At 70.8% G+C, this 15,569-nt stretch carries 13 protein-coding genes; 9 read left to right on the forward strand and 4 right to left on the reverse strand.

From position 1 onward, the window contains the following. The 4 genes from ACIQMR_RS35535 to ACIQMR_RS35550 form a co-directional block, all read left to right on the forward strand. The coding region (locus ACIQMR_RS35535; protein WP_401396510.1) for a PsbP-related protein at positions 1-514 on the forward strand (514 nt) is incomplete at its 5' end. Positions 515-596: 82 nt separating this feature from the next. Continuing rightward, positions 597-2,291 carry a serine/threonine-protein kinase gene (locus tag ACIQMR_RS35540; RefSeq protein ID WP_401396512.1) on the forward strand — a complete coding sequence of 565 codons (1,695 nt, stop codon included), beginning with the start codon at positions 597-599 and terminating at the stop codon, positions 2,289-2,291. A gap of 150 nt (positions 2,292-2,441) precedes the next feature. Beyond that, positions 2,442-4,070 (forward strand): succinic semialdehyde dehydrogenase, encoded by a 1,629-nt coding sequence (locus ACIQMR_RS35545; RefSeq protein ID WP_401396514.1) that lies wholly within the window; start codon positions 2,442-2,444, stop codon positions 4,068-4,070. Positions 4,071-4,120: 50 nt separating this feature from the next. After that, positions 4,121-5,917, forward strand: coding sequence for a GMC oxidoreductase (locus ACIQMR_RS35550; protein ID WP_401396517.1), 1,797 nt, complete (start codon positions 4,121-4,123; stop codon positions 5,915-5,917). 71 nt (positions 5,918-5,988) lie between these two features. Here the strand turns inward: ACIQMR_RS35550 and ACIQMR_RS35555 are convergent, their stop codons facing one another. Together ACIQMR_RS35555 and ACIQMR_RS35560 are read right to left on the reverse strand one after the other, a co-directional pair. Then, positions 5,989-7,062: an LPXTG cell wall anchor domain-containing protein gene (locus ACIQMR_RS35555; protein WP_401396519.1), complete on the reverse strand. Its 1,074-nt coding sequence runs from the start codon at positions 7,060-7,062 to the stop codon at positions 5,989-5,991. A 679-nt stretch (positions 7,063-7,741) separates the two neighbouring features. Beyond that, positions 7,742-8,032, reverse strand: coding sequence for a chorismate mutase (locus ACIQMR_RS35560; protein WP_401396522.1), 291 nt, complete (start codon positions 8,030-8,032; stop codon positions 7,742-7,744). Positions 8,033-8,344: 312 nt separating this feature from the next. Between ACIQMR_RS35560 and guaA the strand changes: the two genes are divergently transcribed. Both guaA and ACIQMR_RS35570 read left to right on the forward strand, forming a co-directional pair. After that, positions 8,345-9,949 (forward strand): glutamine-hydrolyzing GMP synthase, encoded by a 1,605-nt coding sequence (gene guaA, locus ACIQMR_RS35565; protein WP_401396525.1) that lies wholly within the window; start codon positions 8,345-8,347, stop codon positions 9,947-9,949. A 114-nt stretch (positions 9,950-10,063) separates the two neighbouring features. Next, positions 10,064-10,648 carry a Uma2 family endonuclease gene (locus tag ACIQMR_RS35570; protein ID WP_401396526.1) on the forward strand — a complete coding sequence of 195 codons (585 nt, stop codon included), beginning with the start codon at positions 10,064-10,066 and terminating at the stop codon, positions 10,646-10,648. Positions 10,649-10,663: 15 nt separating this feature from the next. On the opposite strand, the gene ACIQMR_RS35575 is transcribed toward ACIQMR_RS35570, so the two are convergent. Then, a complete protein-coding gene (locus tag ACIQMR_RS35575; RefSeq protein WP_401396528.1) occupies positions 10,664-11,113 on the reverse strand; it encodes a cupin domain-containing protein in 450 nt (149 codons plus the stop codon). A 107-nt stretch (positions 11,114-11,220) separates the two neighbouring features. Here ACIQMR_RS35575 and ACIQMR_RS35580 point away from each other — a divergent pair, with 107 nt between their 5' ends. The 3 genes from ACIQMR_RS35580 (at position 11,221) to ACIQMR_RS35590 (ending at position 14,032) form a co-directional block, all read left to right on the forward strand. Next, a complete protein-coding gene (locus tag ACIQMR_RS35580) occupies positions 11,221-12,036 on the forward strand; it encodes a class II aldolase/adducin family protein (RefSeq protein WP_401396530.1) in 816 nt (271 codons plus the stop codon). Between the two features lie 134 nt (positions 12,037-12,170). Then, entirely contained in the window at positions 12,171-13,412 is a 1,242-nt protein-coding gene (locus ACIQMR_RS35585) for a hypothetical protein (protein ID WP_401396533.1), read from the forward strand. Between the two features lie 101 nt (positions 13,413-13,513). Further along, the gene (locus ACIQMR_RS35590) at positions 13,514-14,032 is read left to right on the forward strand and encodes a DoxX family membrane protein (RefSeq protein ID WP_401396536.1); all 519 of its coding nucleotides are present in this window, start codon (positions 13,514-13,516) and stop codon (positions 14,030-14,032) included. 156 nt (positions 14,033-14,188) lie between these two features. On the opposite strand, the gene ACIQMR_RS35595 is transcribed toward ACIQMR_RS35590, so the two are convergent. After that, on the reverse strand, positions 14,189-15,499 hold the full coding sequence (locus ACIQMR_RS35595; protein WP_401396539.1) for a PspC domain-containing protein: 1,311 nt from the start codon (positions 15,497-15,499) through the stop codon (positions 14,189-14,191). Positions 15,500-15,569: the final 70 nt, after the last annotated feature.

The following is a 15,569-nucleotide window of genomic DNA, read 5'->3' on the forward strand; positions in this document are numbered from 1 at the left end:
GGACCCCGGTTCGTCCACCGTGTCCGGCGCGTCGGGCGGCAAGACGACACCATCGGCCGAGGAGGACGGATGGGTGCGGGTCGACGACCCCGCCGACTTCAGCCTGCTCGTACCGGAGGGCTGGGAACGGCAGCTGGACGGCGACCAGATCGACTACACACCCGACAACGGACGCCATCTCATCCGGATCAGCATCGACGAGACGCCCGACTTCGAGAACCCGTTCATGCACATGCGCGACGTCGAGAAGACCGTCCGCACCCGGCTGCCCGAGTACCAGCGGGTGAGGCTCGACCAGAACACCTTCCGCGACCAGGAGAAGTCCGCGCTGTGGGAGTTCACCTGGACCGAGACCAAGAACAACGCGGGCGAGCGCCGGGCGATCGACCAGGTCTACTACGCGGACGACGGCACCGAGTACGCCCTCTACATGGCGAGCCCCGCGAAGGAGTGGACGACCACACGGAAGCAGTTCGACACGATGGTGCAGAGCTTCCAGCCTCGGAAGGGTTGACCAGCGGGGCGGCTCTGTCACGGCTCTGCATCGCTCAACTGCGCGAGTGGCGAGGGCAAAGGCGCTTCGCCAGGATGTGAGCATGACGAACGACGGGGGACGGGCGAACGAGCCCACCAGCTACGCACTCCGGCCGCCGCAGCAGGCATCGGAGCAGGAACCGCACCAGGCACCGGAGCAGGCGCCGGAGCGGATTCCGACGCAGGCGGCCGCTTCACCGGCAGCGTCGCCCACCGCGTCGCCCACCGCCGACCGGGACACGGGGCGGCTCATCGGCGGCCGCTACCGTCTCGTCTCCCGCCTCGGCCACGGCGGCATGGGCACGGTCTGGCGGGCCCGCGACGAGGTCGTGGACCGGGACGTGGCCGTCAAGGAGCCGCGCGTGCCGGATCATCTCGGCGCACGCGAACGCGAGAACGTCCATCTGCGCATGCAGCGCGAGGCGCGCGCCGCGGCCCGGATCGACCACCCTTCCGTCGTCACGATGCACGACGTCGTCATGGAGGACGGCAGGCCGTGGATCGTCATGGAGCTCGTGCGGGGCCAGTCGTTGGGCGACCGGCTGCAGGAGGGCACCCTCGACGTGCGCGAGGCGGCCAGGATCGGGCTCGCGGTGCTCGGCGCCCTGTCGGCGGCGCACGAGGCCGGCGTACTCCACCGTGATGTGAAGCCCGACAACGTCCTGTTGGGGCGAGGCGAGCGGGTCGTCCTCACCGACTTCGGCATTGCGCAGGTCGAGGGCGAGCAGGGCCTCACCGAGACCGGCGCGTTCGTCGGCTCGCCCGAGTACATCGCGCCCGAGCGGGTGCTCGGCCAGCGGCCGGGACCGGAGTCGGACCTGTGGTCGCTGGGCGTCGTGCTGTACGCGGCGGTCGAGGGCATGTCCCCGTACCGGCGCTCGCACACCCCCGCCACGCTCCAGGCCGTCCTCTCCGCGGAGCCGCAGGTGCCGGCGCGCGGTTCGGGCGCGTTCGGCACGCTGGTGATGCAGCTGCTGCGCAAGGATCCGGCGGCCCGGCCGGACGCCGCGGAGATCCGCGCGACGCTGCAGTCGGTGGCCCGGCCGCCGCAGCCGTCGCCCGAGGCGACCCGTCTGTACGGGGCGGGGGCGGGGGCCGGGAACGGGTCCGGGGGAGCCGTCCGGGGCGGCTCCCGCTGGGTGCCGCCGGTGCTGCACCGCAACCGTCCGGCACAGTTCGGGCTGCTCGGCGGGGTGCTCGCGGTCGCGGTCGCCGTCGCCGCGGTGGTCCTCGATCCGTTCGGCGGCGACGAACTGCCCGTCGGGTGGAAGGTCCGCCCGGAGAGCGAGATCCTCGCGGCGGACGTGGCCGTACCGGAGGAGTACGAACGGTCGGAGTTCGACGAGGGCTTCGCCGTCGACTACCGCGATCCGAGCGGTGTGTTCTCGATCTACCTGGAGCGTGTCGAGGCCGGCGGGGACGCGGACCCGGACGTCCTCGAACCCAAGAAGGAGGTGTGGGACGACTGGTACGAGAAGGGCGGCAAGGACCGTACGGAGATCAAGGACGCCGACGTCGGCACCAAGGACGTCCTGCACCAGGGCAAGAAGGCCTTCGAGACGACCGTCGACTTCACCCCGTACGGCAACAGCGACGAGGACCCCATCCGCTACCGCTGGCACGAGATGGTCGTGCCGGGCAAGGGCGAGGTGCACTGGCGGCTGAGGGTGCAGATGCCCGCGGAGGGTGCCGCACGGCAGGACGGTGAGGAGATCTTCGCGAACGTCGTGAAGCATCTCAAGATCCAGGATCTGTGATCCCGATCGGGGCCATGGAAACGGCCGACGACGCCACAAGCCCCTGATCAGGGGTTATCTGCCAGTGATCGCTGGCGCAATGTGTGGACCTCGCGAAAAGCTGTTACCGACGGGTACCCAAAGCCTTGATTGCGTCATACCCTCGCCCCCATGACGGACTCGCAGGCCCCCACCGCCCAGCACACCGACGCGCTCGGCACCAATCCCACCGCCGCCGCCCCCGCCGGCGCGCGCACCGCCGCCGACGTGGTCACGCCCGAGGTGGTCGCCCAGCTCACCCGAGGCGTCGTCGGTTCCGGCCGTACGGCCAACCACACCCCCTTCACCGGGGAGAAGCTGGCCGATCTGCCCGAGTCCACCCCCGAGGACGTCGCCGAGGCGTTCACCCGCGCCCGCGCCGCCCAGCCCGCCTGGGCCGCGACCTCCCCGCGTGCCCGCGCCGCCGTACTGCTGCGCTTCCACGACCTGGTCCTGGAGCGCCAGGCCGAGGTCCTCGACCTGATCCAGCTCGAGACCGGCAAGGCCCGCCTCCACGCCCACGAAGAGGTCCAGGCCGTCGCCGTCGCCGCCCGCCACTACGGCCGCAAGGCTCCTTCGTACCTGAAGCCGAAGCGGCACACCGGTGTCGTGCCCGTGCTCACCAAGACCACCGAGCTGCGCCAGCCGCGTGGCGTCGTCGGCCAGATCGCGCCCTGGAACTACCCGCTGGAGCTGTCGGTCGGCGACGCGCTGCCGGCGTTCGTCTCCGGGAACGCCGTCGTGATGAAGCCCGACACCGAGACCGCGCTCACCGCCCTGTGGGCCCGTGACCTCCTCATCGAGGCCGGGCTCCCGGCCGGTGTCTTCCAGGTCGTCATCGGTGACGGACCGGTCGTCGGCCCCGAGGTCGTCAAGCACGCCGACTACGTCTCCTTCACCGGCTCCACCCGCACGGGCCGCGAGGTCGCCCAGGGCGCCGCCGCCCGTCTCGTCGGCGTCTCCCTCGAACTCGGCGGCAAGAACGCCATGCTGGTGCTGCACGACGCCGACATCGACAAGGCCGCCGCCGGTGCCGTACGCGCCTGCTTCTCCTCGGCCGGCCAGCTCTGCATCTCCATCGAGCGCCTGTACGTGCACGAGTCCGTCGCCGACGCGTTCGTGGAGCGCTTCGCGGCCCGTACGAAGGCGATGCGCCTCGGCAACTCCCTCGCGTACGGCGCCGACATGGGCTCCCTCGTCGGCGAGCGCCAGCTGGAGACCGTGAAGCGGCACGTGGAGGAGGCCGTCGCCAAGGGCGCCACGCTCGTCACGGGCGGCGTCCACCGCACCGACATCGGCCCGCTCTTCTACGAACCCACCATCCTCGACGGCGTAGAGGCACCGATGGCCGTCTGCGCCGAGGAGACCTTCGGTCCCGTCGTCTCCGTCTACCGCTTCAAGGACGAGGACGACGTCATCGAGCAGGCCAACGGCACCCCGTACGGCCTGAACTCCAGCGTCTGGACCAAGGACGGCAGGCGCGGCCACGCCGTCGCCGCCCGACTGCGCACCGGCACCGTCAACATCAACGAGGGCTACGCGCCCGCGTACGGCAGTGTGCAGTCCCCGATGGGCGGAATGAAGGACTCCGGTCTCAGTCGGCGGCATGGCTCCGAAGGCATCCTCAAGTACACCGAGGCCCAGACCGTGGCCCAGCAGCGGCTGATCCCGCTCGCCCCGTCCTTCGGCATGGACGACGCGAAGTACGCGGCGTTCATGAGCACGTCCCTGAAGGTGATGAAGGCACTGCGCCTGCGCTGACCCCCGAACCCGCACCTACGCACGTCCGCACGTTCTCGACGAGGAGAGCCATGTCCGAGGTCCCCCCTGCCCAGAATCACGACTACGACTACGACGTCATCGTGGTCGGCTCCGGCTTCGGCGGCTCGGTCTCGGCGCTGCGCCTCACCGAGAAGGGCTACCGCGTCGGAGTCCTCGAGGCCGGCCGCCGCTTCACCCGCGAGACGCTCCCCAAGAACTCCTGGGACCTGCGCAACTACCTCTGGGCCCCGGCGCTCGGCCTCTTCGGCATCCAGCGCATCCATCTGCTCGGCAACGTGATGGTGCTGGCCGGAGCCGGGGTCGGCGGCGGCTCCCTCAACTACGCCAACACGCTGTACGTCCCCCCTGCCCCCTTCTTCAACGACCCGCAGTGGAAGGACATCACGGACTGGCAGGAGGAGCTGAAGCCGTACTACGACCAGGCCAAGCGCATGCTCGGGGTCCGGCTCAACCCGACGATGACCCCCTCGGACGTCCATCTGAAGGCCACCGCCCAGGCGATGGGCGTGGGGGACTCCTTCCACATGGCGCCGGTCGGAGTCTTCTTCGGCGACGGGGTCGACGCCGACGGCAAGGCGAAGGCCGAGCCCGGAGCGGAGATCCCCGACCCGTACTTCGGGGGCGCGGGCCCCTCCCGCCGCGCCTGCACCGAGTGCGGCGAGTGCATGACCGGCTGCCGGCACGGCGCGAAGAACACCCTGAACGAGAACTACCTCTACCTCGCCGAGAAGGCGGGAGCCGTCATCCACCCCATGACGTCGGTCTCCGCCGTCACCGAGGACTCCCGTGGCGGCTTCGCCGTCAAGACCCTCCCCAGCGACAACAAGCGCAAGGGCCAGGGCCGTACGTTCACGGCGCAGCGGGTCGTCATCGCCGCCGGTACGTACGGCACCCAGACCCTCCTCCACCGGATGAAGGACAGCGGGCTCCTGCCTCGCGTGTCCTCGCGGCTCGGGGAGCTGACCCGTACCAACTCCGAGGCTATCGTCGGCGCCCAGACGGACAACCGCAGGTACCGCAAGCGGCACGGCCAGGACCGGGTCGACTTCACGCGGGGCGTCGCGATCACGTCGTCGATCCACCCGGACGCCAGCACCCACATCGAGCCGGTGCGCTACGGCAAGGGCTCCAACGCCATGGGCGGTATGACCGTCCTCCAGGTCCCCTACAGCTCACGGCGCGTCCTGGCCTGGCTGGCCAACTGCTCCCGCCACCCCTGGCTCACGCTCCGCGCGCTGTCCAACCGCCGTTGGTCGGAGCGGACCATCATCGGCCTGGTCATGCAGTCCCTGGACAATTCGCTGACGACGTACCGCAAGCCGAAGGGCCTCGGCAAGGGTCTCCTCACCGCCCGCCAGGGCCACGGCGCCCCGAACCCGAACCAGATCCCCGAGGCCACATGGGCCGCGTCCCTCCTCGCGGAGGAGATCAACGGCTTCGCCGGCTCCAACATCGGTGAGCTGATGGGCACCCCGCTCACCGCCCACTTCCTGGGTGGCTGCCCCATCGGCGACTCGGCGGAGTCCGGCGTCATCGACCCGTACCACCGCCTCTACGGCCACCCCGGCATCTCGGTCGTCGACGGCGCGTCCGTCTCCGCGAACCTCGGTGTGAACCCGTCCCTCACGATCACGGCCCAGGCCGAACGCGCGATGTCCTTCTGGCCCAACAAGGGCGAGAACGACCCCCGTCCGCGACAGGACGCCGCGTACGAACGCCTCACCCCGGTCGCCCCGAAGTCCCCCACGGTCCCGGCGGACGCCTTCGGCGCGCTGAACCTGCCCTTCCTCGGCATGCCGGCGGTCCCGCCGAAGTCCTCCGCCTGACCGCCTCCGGACATGAGAGAGGCGCTGCACCCCCCTCCGAGTGCAGCGCCTCTCCTGCTTGTTGCGGCGTGTTACGCGATCGCGCCGCTCTTACGGCGCTTCATCGCGAAGACCACACCGGCACCGGCGACGACGGCGACACCGCCGGCGATGCCGATGGCCGGCAGCACCGAGGACGAACCGGTCTCGGCCAGGTTGCCCGTGACCTCGATCGGCTTGGCCTCGCCCTGCGGCTTGACGTCGTTCGACGGCTTCTCACCGGTCGGCTCGGAGTCCTCGACGTCACCGGCGTCGCTGCCGGCCTTGATCACCTGGAACGGGTAGACGTCGCCGTTCTCGAAGCACTTGAACGTCTCGTCCTCGGCGCCGTTGTCGTAACCACCGGCGGCGAGCGCCAGGCCGTCGCCCGCGGGGGCGGCCTTGTCGATCTTCACGCGGAGATCGATGTTGACCGTCTGGCCGGCGTCGAGCGCGAACTCACCGAAGAAGATGCCGTTGTTGACCCCGGAGCCGGCGAAGTCGTTGACCCACTTGCCCGACGGGTCCTTGTACTCGAAGTGCGCGTACTTCTCGATCAGCCTGTCGTCGAAGTCCTCGGGAGACTTGCCGTACGTGGCGACCGTGTAGACCTGCAGGCTCTCGATGTCGTTCTTGCCGGTGTTCTCCACGTCGAACGTGAAGTTCTTCCAGCCGCTGCCCGCGACGATCTTGTTCGGGAAGCCGCCGAGGGAGACCTGGATGTCGCCCTCTTCGCAGCTCGGGAACTCCTCGTCCTCGCCGTCTTCGGCGGGGTCCTCGTCCTCGCCCGGCTTGGTGCCCTCGTCGGGCTTGGTGCCCTCGCCCGGCTTGGTCTCCTCGTCCGGCTTGGTGTCCCCGGCCGGGGTCTCGCCCTCGGGCTTGGTCTCCTCCGCCGGGGTCTCGCCCTCGGGCTTGGTCTCCTCGGCCGGGGTCTCGTCCGCCGGCTTGGTGTCCTCGTCCGGCGTGGTGCCCTCGGCGGGCACGGTCCCCGGGTCACCCGTCGAACCGGAGGTCGTGCTGGTGGTGCCGCCGGTCGTCGCGAGTGCGACCGGCGCCGTCGCCAGGAAGGCGGCGGGGGCTATGACAGCGGTCGCGGCGGCGACGGCCATAGCGCGGCGAAGCTTCATGAAGACCTCAGTGAAGTCCGGCGTACCGCGTCATGCGGTACGGAGTCTGATGGCCCTCCCCGGCTGTGGGGTACGGGTGTGGCCGTTGTTCCGCATGCATGACCTGTGACCAGGGGGATTGGTTGCACGGGAACTCACACAGACTTTATGTGACCCCCGACACGTGGCCTCTGGCCTATGCCAGGCGAACGCGCCGCGCTCTTGTCCGGGCAACAGGAAGGGCCCCGCGGAACGTTTCCGCGGGGCCCTTGGCTGTCAGCACCGGCGTCAGGGCAGCGCCGGTGCCGAGGGCGGCGCCCGGGGGGGTGGGGCACCGCTGGTCATGTGTGTGGTGTGGACCAATGGCAGTGGTGATGCGTTTCTGCATCGTGCTGGACGGTCCCGGTGTGTGCAACCGTTTCGACCGGATGCGGTCGGTTCCGGGCGTCCCCGGAACCGACCGCCTTGGGGTGACCGGGCTGCTGTCCCCTGCCGACCGGTCACGCGCGCCGGGACGAGGTCCCACGACGTACCCGTTACCTGTGGTACGCCACACGCCCCGGCGGAGCCACGCGTGGTTCTTTCCTGCGGGGCCCGCCCCTGGCTGACACGGACATCGGTACCAACGAAGCGGTCCAGGAGCGGTCACGGGCCGTACGGGTGAGAGCGCGCCCGTACAGATGTCCGTATCGGTCGCGTCTCAGATACGGCCCCGGCACAGCTCCAGCATCGTCATCGCCAGCGCCGTACCCGGCCTGCCGAGCGCGTCCCGGTAGTGGCCGAGCACCTCCATCTCCCGCGACAGGTTCACCCGGCGGCCGCCCGACGTGATCCGGGCCTCCTGGATGACGGCCGAGACGGCCATGCGTTCCTGGATCAGACCGATGATGCGGTCGTCGAGGGCGTCGATCCGCTCACGGGCGCCGGAGATCAGGTCCGCGGCCTCGTCGGTACGGGCGCCGGTGTCGGTCGGGAGGGACATGGCGGTCATCAGGGGGCTCCTTGTGCACGAGGCCCCGGACCGACCAGCCCCGGAAAGCACAGAACGCCCCGGGCCTTGTCGGCCCGGGGCGCCTGGGAAGTCGCTTGTCAGTAGCTCAAGCAGCACGACCATGGCAGCCGGCGGGCCGGGTGCCATAGGTAAAGACGAAGGTCGGGTGCTTGCGCATGTGAGCCAGTATGGCCCCCCGGCCCCCGCCGGGGCCAACGCGGGTTCGGATGGTGAGACGAAAACCGGCCCCGCGGCGCCGGTAGAATCGACAAATAGAGCCCCTCCTCCCACCACCGCCGGAAGGCCGCCGTAGTGTCCTCAGCGTCCCCTGCTGCCGCGCCCGACATCGCCAACCCGGACGTCGTCCTCGTTGTCGACTTCGGTGCCCAGTACGCCCAGCTCATCGCCCGCCGCGTCCGTGAGGCCCGGGTCTACAGCGAGATCGTCCCGTCCACCATGCCGGTGGCGGAGATGCTGGCCAAGCAGCCGGCGGCGATCATCCTCTCCGGCGGCCCGTCGTCCGTGTACGAGGAGGGCGCCCCGAGTCTCGACCGGGCCATCTTCGAGGCCGGCGTCCCCGTCTTCGGCATGTGCTACGGCTTCCAGCTGATGGCGCGGACCCTCGGCGGCACCGTCGACAACTCCGGTGCCCGCGAGTACGGCCGTACGGACCTGCACGTCTCCAAGACCGGCTCCACCCTCTTCGAGGGCACCCCGGCCGAGCAGCCGGTGTGGATGTCTCACGGCGACGCCTGCTCCGCCGCGCCCGAGGGCTTCACCGTGACCGCGTCCACCGACGTCGTACCGGTCGCCGCCTTCGAGAACGACGAGAAGAAGCTCTACGGCGTCCAGCACCACCCCGAGGTGATGCACTCGACGTACGGCCAGCAGGTCCTGGAGCACTTCCTCTACCGGGGCGCCGGCATCGAGCCGACCTGGACGACCGGCAACGTCATCGAGGAGCAGGTCGCCGCGATCCGTGAGCAGGTCGGCGCCAAGCGCGCGATCTGCGGACTGTCCGGCGGTGTCGACTCGGCGGTCGCCGCGGCGCTCGTCCAGAAGGCCATCGGCTCCCAGCTGACCTGCGTGTACGTCGACCACGGTCTGATGCGCAAGGGCGAGACCGAGCAGGTCGAGAAGGACTTCGTCGCCGCGACCGGGGTCTCGCTGAAGGTCGTCGACGCGCAGGAGCGCTTCCTGAGCGCGCTCGCCGGCGTCTCCGACCCCGAGCAGAAGCGGAAGATCATCGGCCGGGAGTTCATCCGGGTCTTCGAGCAGGCCCAGGCCGAGATCGTCGCCGAGGCCGGCGCCCACGGCGACGAGCCGGTCCAGTTCCTGGTGCAGGGCACGCTCTACCCGGACGTGGTGGAGTCCGGCGGCGGCACCGGCACCGCGAACATCAAGTCGCACCACAACGTCGGCGGCCTCCCCGAGGACCTCGAGTTCGAGCTGATCGAGCCGCTGCGCAAGCTGTTCAAGGACGAGGTCCGGATGGTCGGCCAGGAGCTCGGCCTGCCCGAGGAGATCGTCCACCGCCAGCCGTTCCCGGGCCCCGGCCTCGGCATTCGCATCGTCGGCGAGGTCACCAGGGAGCGCCTGGACCTGCTGCGCGAGGCCGACGCCATCGCCCGCGAGGAGCTCACCGCGGCAGGTCTCGACCGTGAGATCTGGCAGTGCCCGGTGGTCCTGCTCGCCGATGTCCGCTCCGTGGGCGTCCAGGGCGACGGCCGCACCTACGGCCACCCGATCGTGCTCCGGCCCGTCTCGTCCGAGGACGCGATGACGGCGGACTGGACGCGCATGCCGTACGACGCGCTGTCGAAGATCTCGACCCGCATCACCAACGAGGTCGCGGACGTCAACCGCGTCGTCCTCGACGTGACGTCGAAGCCGCCGGGCACCATCGAGTGGGAGTGACCCCCGCTCCGTAGGTCAACGCCGACGCCGTCGCTCATACGTTTGGGTGGCGGCGTCGGCTTTCACGGTGGGCAGTGAGATCGTGCGCACCAGACTCATGTCCATGGAGCCCGCATGAGCGCGGAGATCTCGCACCGTTGGCCGATGCCGCCGCGAGAGGGCTACACCGTGGACGACCTGCTCACCCTGCCCGATCTCCCGCCGCACACCGAGCTGATCGACGGGAGCCTGGTCTTCGTGAGTCCCCAGTGCTGTTTCCACAGCATCGCGATCGACCTACTGGTGCAGGGGCTGCGCGGCACGGTGCCGCATGTGCTGAGGGTCATCCGGCAGATGACCGTGGTGATCGACAAGCGCAACGGCCCCGAGCCGGACGTCTCGGTCGTCCGATCCGCCGCCGTGCGAAGCCGGGAGCAGACCCACTTCCAGGTCCGGGACGTACTCCTCGCCATCGAGGTCGTCTCCCCGGATTCCGAGGCCCGCGACACCGACACCAAGCCGCACAAGTACGCGGGCGCCGGCATCCGCTACTTCTGGCGGGTCGAGATGGGCGGGACGGACGAACGCCCGGTCGTCCACGTCTTCGAACTCGACAAGGAGTCGCGCGTCTACGAGCCCAGCGGCATCTTCCGCGACCGGCTCAAGCTCGCCGTCCCCTTCGACATCGACATCGACCTCGCGGAGATCGACAACCTCTGAGTCGGGCCGGCCCGGTCAGGGCTGCTCCAGTGTGAAGTCGTCGAAGTGGAAGCCAGGAGCGACGACGCAGGTGACCAGGACCGGTTCGTCACCCGCGGGAGCCGCGGACTGCCAGGTGCCGGCGGGGACCAGGAGCTGGGGCCGTTCGCCGGATTCGACGGACGGGCCCAGCGTGCGGGCCGTGGCGGGTTCCGCCTCCTCCGCCTTCTCGCCGGTGCCGCCCAGAAGGAGCCGGAGCGGGCCGCCGCGGTGCCAGAGCCACAGTTCGTCGGAGCGGACGCGGTGCCAGCGTGAGGTCTCTCCGGGGTGGAGCAGGAAGTAGATCCCCGTGGCGTAGGCGCGCGCGCCGGGGTAACCGGGCGGGGTCGTGGAGCCCTCCGTCTGCCAGGTCTGGCGGTACCAGCCGCCTTCGACGTGCGGTTCCAGGCCGAGGAGCGCGACGAGCGGTGAAGTCGGTGCGGTCATGTGCCCATTGTGGCGACCGGCCGCACGGAACACCTGCCGGACATGTGCTTTCGCGGAGCCTGCGATCGCTCTGGCCTGTTGTGGTGACCGGAGGTACCTTCCGCCGCATGACCGAGACGACGCCGGCCGGAACGCCGCTCCCCGTCCCCGCGCCCATCCCCGTCGATCAGCTCCACTTCGCCATGCCGCCGGAGCACGAGACGCCGGCCGAGGAACGCGCGTACCGCAAGCAGCGGCTCGCCGGCGCGCTCCGGCTGTTCGCGCGGTTCGGGTACGAGGATGGCGTCGCCGGGCACATCAGCGTGCGGGACCCGGAGGTGCCGGACTGCTTCTGGGTCAATCCGTTCGGGGAGCCGTTCGCGACGATGACCGCGGGCAAGCTGATCCTCGTCAACGGTGACGGTCAGGTCGTACGCGGCACCCGGCACGTCAACCAGGCCGCGTTCACCGTGCACGCGGAGGTGCACCGGGCCCGTCCCGAGGCCGTCGCCGTCGCGCACACGCACTCCGTGCACGGCCGCGCGCTGGCCGCGCTGGGCGAACTGCTCGACCCCGTCACGCAGGAGGCCTGTGCCTTCTACGAGGACCACGCGCTGTACGACGCCTACACCGGAGTGGCCGTCGACGCCCAGGAGGGCCGGCGCATCGCCGCCGCGCTCGGCGCGTACAAGGCCGTCATCCTGCGCAACCACGGACTGCTCACCGTCGGAGCCTCGGTGGACGCGGCCGCCTGGTGGTTCATCTCGATGGAGCGCTGCGCCCAGGTGCAACTCACCGCCCGCGCCGCCGGGAAACCGCTCCTCATCGACCACCGTGACGCCCTCGCCACCCGGGAGCAGCTCGGCAGCGATCTTGTCGCATGGATCAACTATCAGCCCATGTGGCGGCAGATCGCCGCCGCCGAGCCCGAACTCATGTCGTAGTACGTCAATTTGATCGTGCGGAAATCACCCGTGCAGCGGCTCAGCGACGCGTGCGCGGCCCGCCTCGTGCGGCACAATTCCTTGCAAATACGGGGTAGTTGCCGAAGCTGCCTACCGGGGAAGGATGCGTCGCCGTGGCGGTGCAGGACGTGGGACAGAGCGTGCACGGCGGTGGCTGCACCTGCGGCGACTGTCCGCACGGCAGGCGCGAGGGCCATCGCAGAGCGGTCGCCTGGTTCCTCGCCCGGCGGGACGAACTCGCCGACGGGCAGGGACTGCCCGCTCAGGTCGCCTACTCCGCCGGCGGAACCCGCCAGTGGATCTCGGACGAGCTGACCGAGTCGGCCCAGGCCGTCGCCGAACGAAGCCGCTCCGCCGGGGAGGCCTGGCTCACCCGCGTCTGGCGGCGCACCCTGCTCGTGCTGTGGGGCTGGGTCACGCTGCTGCTCCTCGCCTTCGCGCTGACCGCGATCGGCTCCGGCTGGACCACCTCGCGCACCGCGGGCCTCGCCGCCGCGGCCTGCCTGGCCGCGCTGCTCACCGCCGCGGCCCGGCTGCACCGGGCGCACGGCGGCCTGCTCGCCCCGCTCGTCGGCGAGGACAACCGGCTGTCGACGTCGCGGGCCGTCGCCGCCGCGTGGGTGCTCTTCGCCGCGTACACCGTGCTCTTCCTCGCGTTCCGCCTCGCCGCGTCCGCCCCCGCGGGCCTCGGTTTCGCCCAGGGCGCCGCCCTGCTGACGATCGTCGCGGTCGTCTCCCTGATCGCCGTCGTCGTACGCCGGGTCGTCACCGTCCGCGTCATCACCCAGCGGCTGCAGAAGGTGCAGGCCGACCGGCCGCACCCCGCCGACCTGCTGTGCGACGACGCGGGCCGCGGCAGCTTCCCGGACGCGCAGTACGTCCTCGTCGGCGCCGTCGCGCTGACCTGCGCGACGGTGCTGCTCGCCCGCCGCCCCGACCAGCTGCCGGGGCTCCCGTGGGGCCTGACCGTGCTGGTCCTGGTCTCGGCGGGGGTCTATCTCGCCGGGAAGTACGCGGAGGGCGGCCGCCCGGTCGTCCTGTCCGTCGTCCGCGCCCGTGAACCCGGCGGCCTCGACGGCCCCATCCGCACCGGCGACGACATCGAGATCCGTGGCGCCGGTTTCGTACCGCCCGGCGCGGAAGGCCCCGACCGGCTGGCCCGGATGACGGTCCGTATCGGCGCGGTCCATGTGCATGTACCGCTGGTGCCCGTGCCCGGCGGATTCATCAACCCCAGTGATACAAGCATCACGGTCCCGGTCCCGGTCGAGGTCGCACCCGGCCGGGTGGACGTGCAGGTGGTGACGGCCTCGGGGGCCGAATCGAACCGGATGACGATCGACGTCGCCGACTGAGCGCACCGAAAGCGACTGAGCCGTACGGCCGTCCTCTCCGTATCCAAAAGTGCGGGGCGTGGGGACAATCGTCCCAGCCGGGTGAGACCGCGGAGGCGACGATGACGCATGTGTACCGGACGACGGCGACGTACGCGACCGACGAGGCGCGCAGTACCTGGAAGGAGCGCGCGGCGCGTCACTCGCTGCTGCCACTGCGGCTCTTCCTAGGCGTGACCTTCATCTACGCGGGGCTGGACAAGCTCACCGACAGCGCGTTCCTGTCGGCGAGCGGAGCCGGCTCCATCGGGGAACTGATGAACAACGTGCGGAACACCTCCGCCGTCCCCGCGCTCGTGGACATGGCCCTGAAGAACCCCGAGGGCTTCGGCTACGCGATGGCCCTCGGCGAACTCGCCGTCGGCATCGGCACCCTGCTCGGGCTGCTGGCGCGGCTCGCCGCGCTCGGCGGGGTACTGATCTCGCTGAGCCTGTGGCTGACCGTCAGCTGGCAGACCGAGCCGTACTACTACGGCAACGACCTGGCCTATCTGATGGCCTGGCTGCCGCTGGTGCTGGCCGGCGCCGCCACGTTCTCGCTCGACGCGGCACTGGCGGAGCGGCGCCGACGCGACCTGTAGTGCACGAAGGTCGCGAACGCGGCCGCCAGCAGTCCGCCGAAGACCACCGGCAGGGCCACGAACCACGCGGTCTCCCAGGCGCCCGCCGCGTCCCCCAGATACGCCGCGGCGGCAGCCAGGGCGGCCAGGCCCGCGATCAGCCGGCCCGGACGGAACTCATGAAGCAGCACGGGTGACCTCCACCTGTCCGAGCGCGACCCTCAGATCGAGGTCGAGCGTGCCCGCGGGTTTCCCACCGGCCGGCGGGGCGAGCGTATGCGTACGGTCCCTGTCCGGAGCGACGTCGACATCGCCCCGCGGGTCGTCGCCGGGCAGCCGGATGTCTCCGAGCCCCGCGCGTGCGGTGACGTGCACCGTCACGTCCTTCGGCACGACGACCTTCAGCCGCCCCGCCCCCACCTCGGCCTCGGTGCTCACCGTCGTCCTCGCCGGGACCGCCACCCGGCTCAGATCGAGCGTCGCGAGGCCCGAGCCCAGTTCGTAGCGCGGCTCGACGGCCGCCGCCGTCACCGGCTTCCACTCCGTGCGCATCCACTGCGTACTGATCTCCTTGGGGAGCACCGCGGCGCCCGCCAGCAGCATCGCCGTGACCACCGTCAGCAGGATCGTGCCCACACCGATCCGCCCGAGGAAGCTGCCGACCACGAGGCCGAGACCGAACACCGCCATCGCGCACGCGAACCCGATCTGCAGGCTCGTGCCCAGCGGCTGGGATTCCCAGGACAGCCCGCTGCCCAGCCCGCCCGCGACCAGGGCCAGCAGAAAGACGAGCCCACCGATCCCGCGCGGCCCGCGAGGGCGTGCCGCGGGGGCGGTGTCCCGCAGGTCGCGCGCGTGGCCACGGGCAGGCGGCCCCACCGTCGCCGCGTCGGCGGGGCCCCACAGATAGCCGGTGGCGACCGGTCCGGTGGTGCCGTCCTTGACGATCGGGTCGCGCCACCAGGAAGGGCTGTCCGGCGTCGGCGGCGCCTTGGTCTCCGGCGGGGCCTCGGCCACCGCGTGCGCCGTGGCCGCGTCGAGCGGGCCGCCGTCGGGAGCGACCCGGGTGCGGCGCTGGGACCACACGGCGGCGCCCGCGACCGCCAGCGACAGCAGCGCGGAGAAGGCGAGCGTCCCCCCGTTGCCGAGCATCGACAGGAACAGGCCGCAGCCGAGCAGCGCCACCAGCACGGCGACCAGGGCGGGCCCGTCGACCCGGCCGGACAGGGCGCGCCGTGCCTCGTTCTCCTCCTCGCCCTCCAGCGGGATCAGCAGCCAGGCGAAGCCGTAGAAGATCAGGCCGATTCCGCCGGTCACCGACAGCACCCCGATGGCGATGCGGAAGATCACCGGATCTATGTCGCAGTACCGGCCGAGGCCGCCGCACACACCGCCCACGACCTTGTGCCGCGGGGACCGGCGCAGCAGCACCGGCGCGGGCTGCTGCTCCGGTGGCGGCTGGGGCGGCGGAGCGGTCGGCTGAGTCATGACTCCATGGTGACGGGCCGTCTCCGCGTGCGGCAGCCGCCCCGACCCTGGCCCTTCCCTGATATTGCAC

Origin of the sequence: Streptomyces sp. NPDC091376 (genome assembly GCF_044757085.1) — a bacterium.
In the GTDB taxonomy this organism is placed as follows: Bacteria; Actinomycetota; Actinomycetes; order Streptomycetales; family Streptomycetaceae; genus Streptomyces; species Streptomyces pratisoli.

Coding starts and splice junctions, on each gene's coding strand:
- ACIQMR_RS35540 (WP_401396512.1), top strand. CDS start 597: ATGACGAACGACGGGGGACGGGCGAACGAGCCCACCAGCTACGCACTC.
- ACIQMR_RS35545 (WP_401396514.1), top strand. CDS start 2,442: ATGACGGACTCGCAGGCCCCCACCGCCCAGCACACCGACGCGCTCGGC.
- ACIQMR_RS35550 (WP_401396517.1), top strand. CDS start 4,121: ATGTCCGAGGTCCCCCCTGCCCAGAATCACGACTACGACTACGACGTC.
- ACIQMR_RS35555 (WP_401396519.1), bottom strand. CDS start 7,062: ATGAAGCTTCGCCGCGCTATGGCCGTCGCCGCCGCGACCGCTGTCATA.
- ACIQMR_RS35560 (WP_401396522.1), bottom strand. CDS start 8,032: ATGACCGCCATGTCCCTCCCGACCGACACCGGCGCCCGTACCGACGAG.
- ACIQMR_RS35570 (WP_401396526.1), top strand. CDS start 10,064: ATGAGCGCGGAGATCTCGCACCGTTGGCCGATGCCGCCGCGAGAGGGC.
- ACIQMR_RS35575 (WP_401396528.1), bottom strand. CDS start 11,113: ATGACCGCACCGACTTCACCGCTCGTCGCGCTCCTCGGCCTGGAACCG.
- ACIQMR_RS35580 (WP_401396530.1), top strand. CDS start 11,221: ATGACCGAGACGACGCCGGCCGGAACGCCGCTCCCCGTCCCCGCGCCC.
- ACIQMR_RS35590 (WP_401396536.1), top strand. CDS start 13,514: ATGACGCATGTGTACCGGACGACGGCGACGTACGCGACCGACGAGGCG.
- ACIQMR_RS35595 (WP_401396539.1), bottom strand. CDS start 15,499: ATGACTCAGCCGACCGCTCCGCCGCCCCAGCCGCCACCGGAGCAGCAG.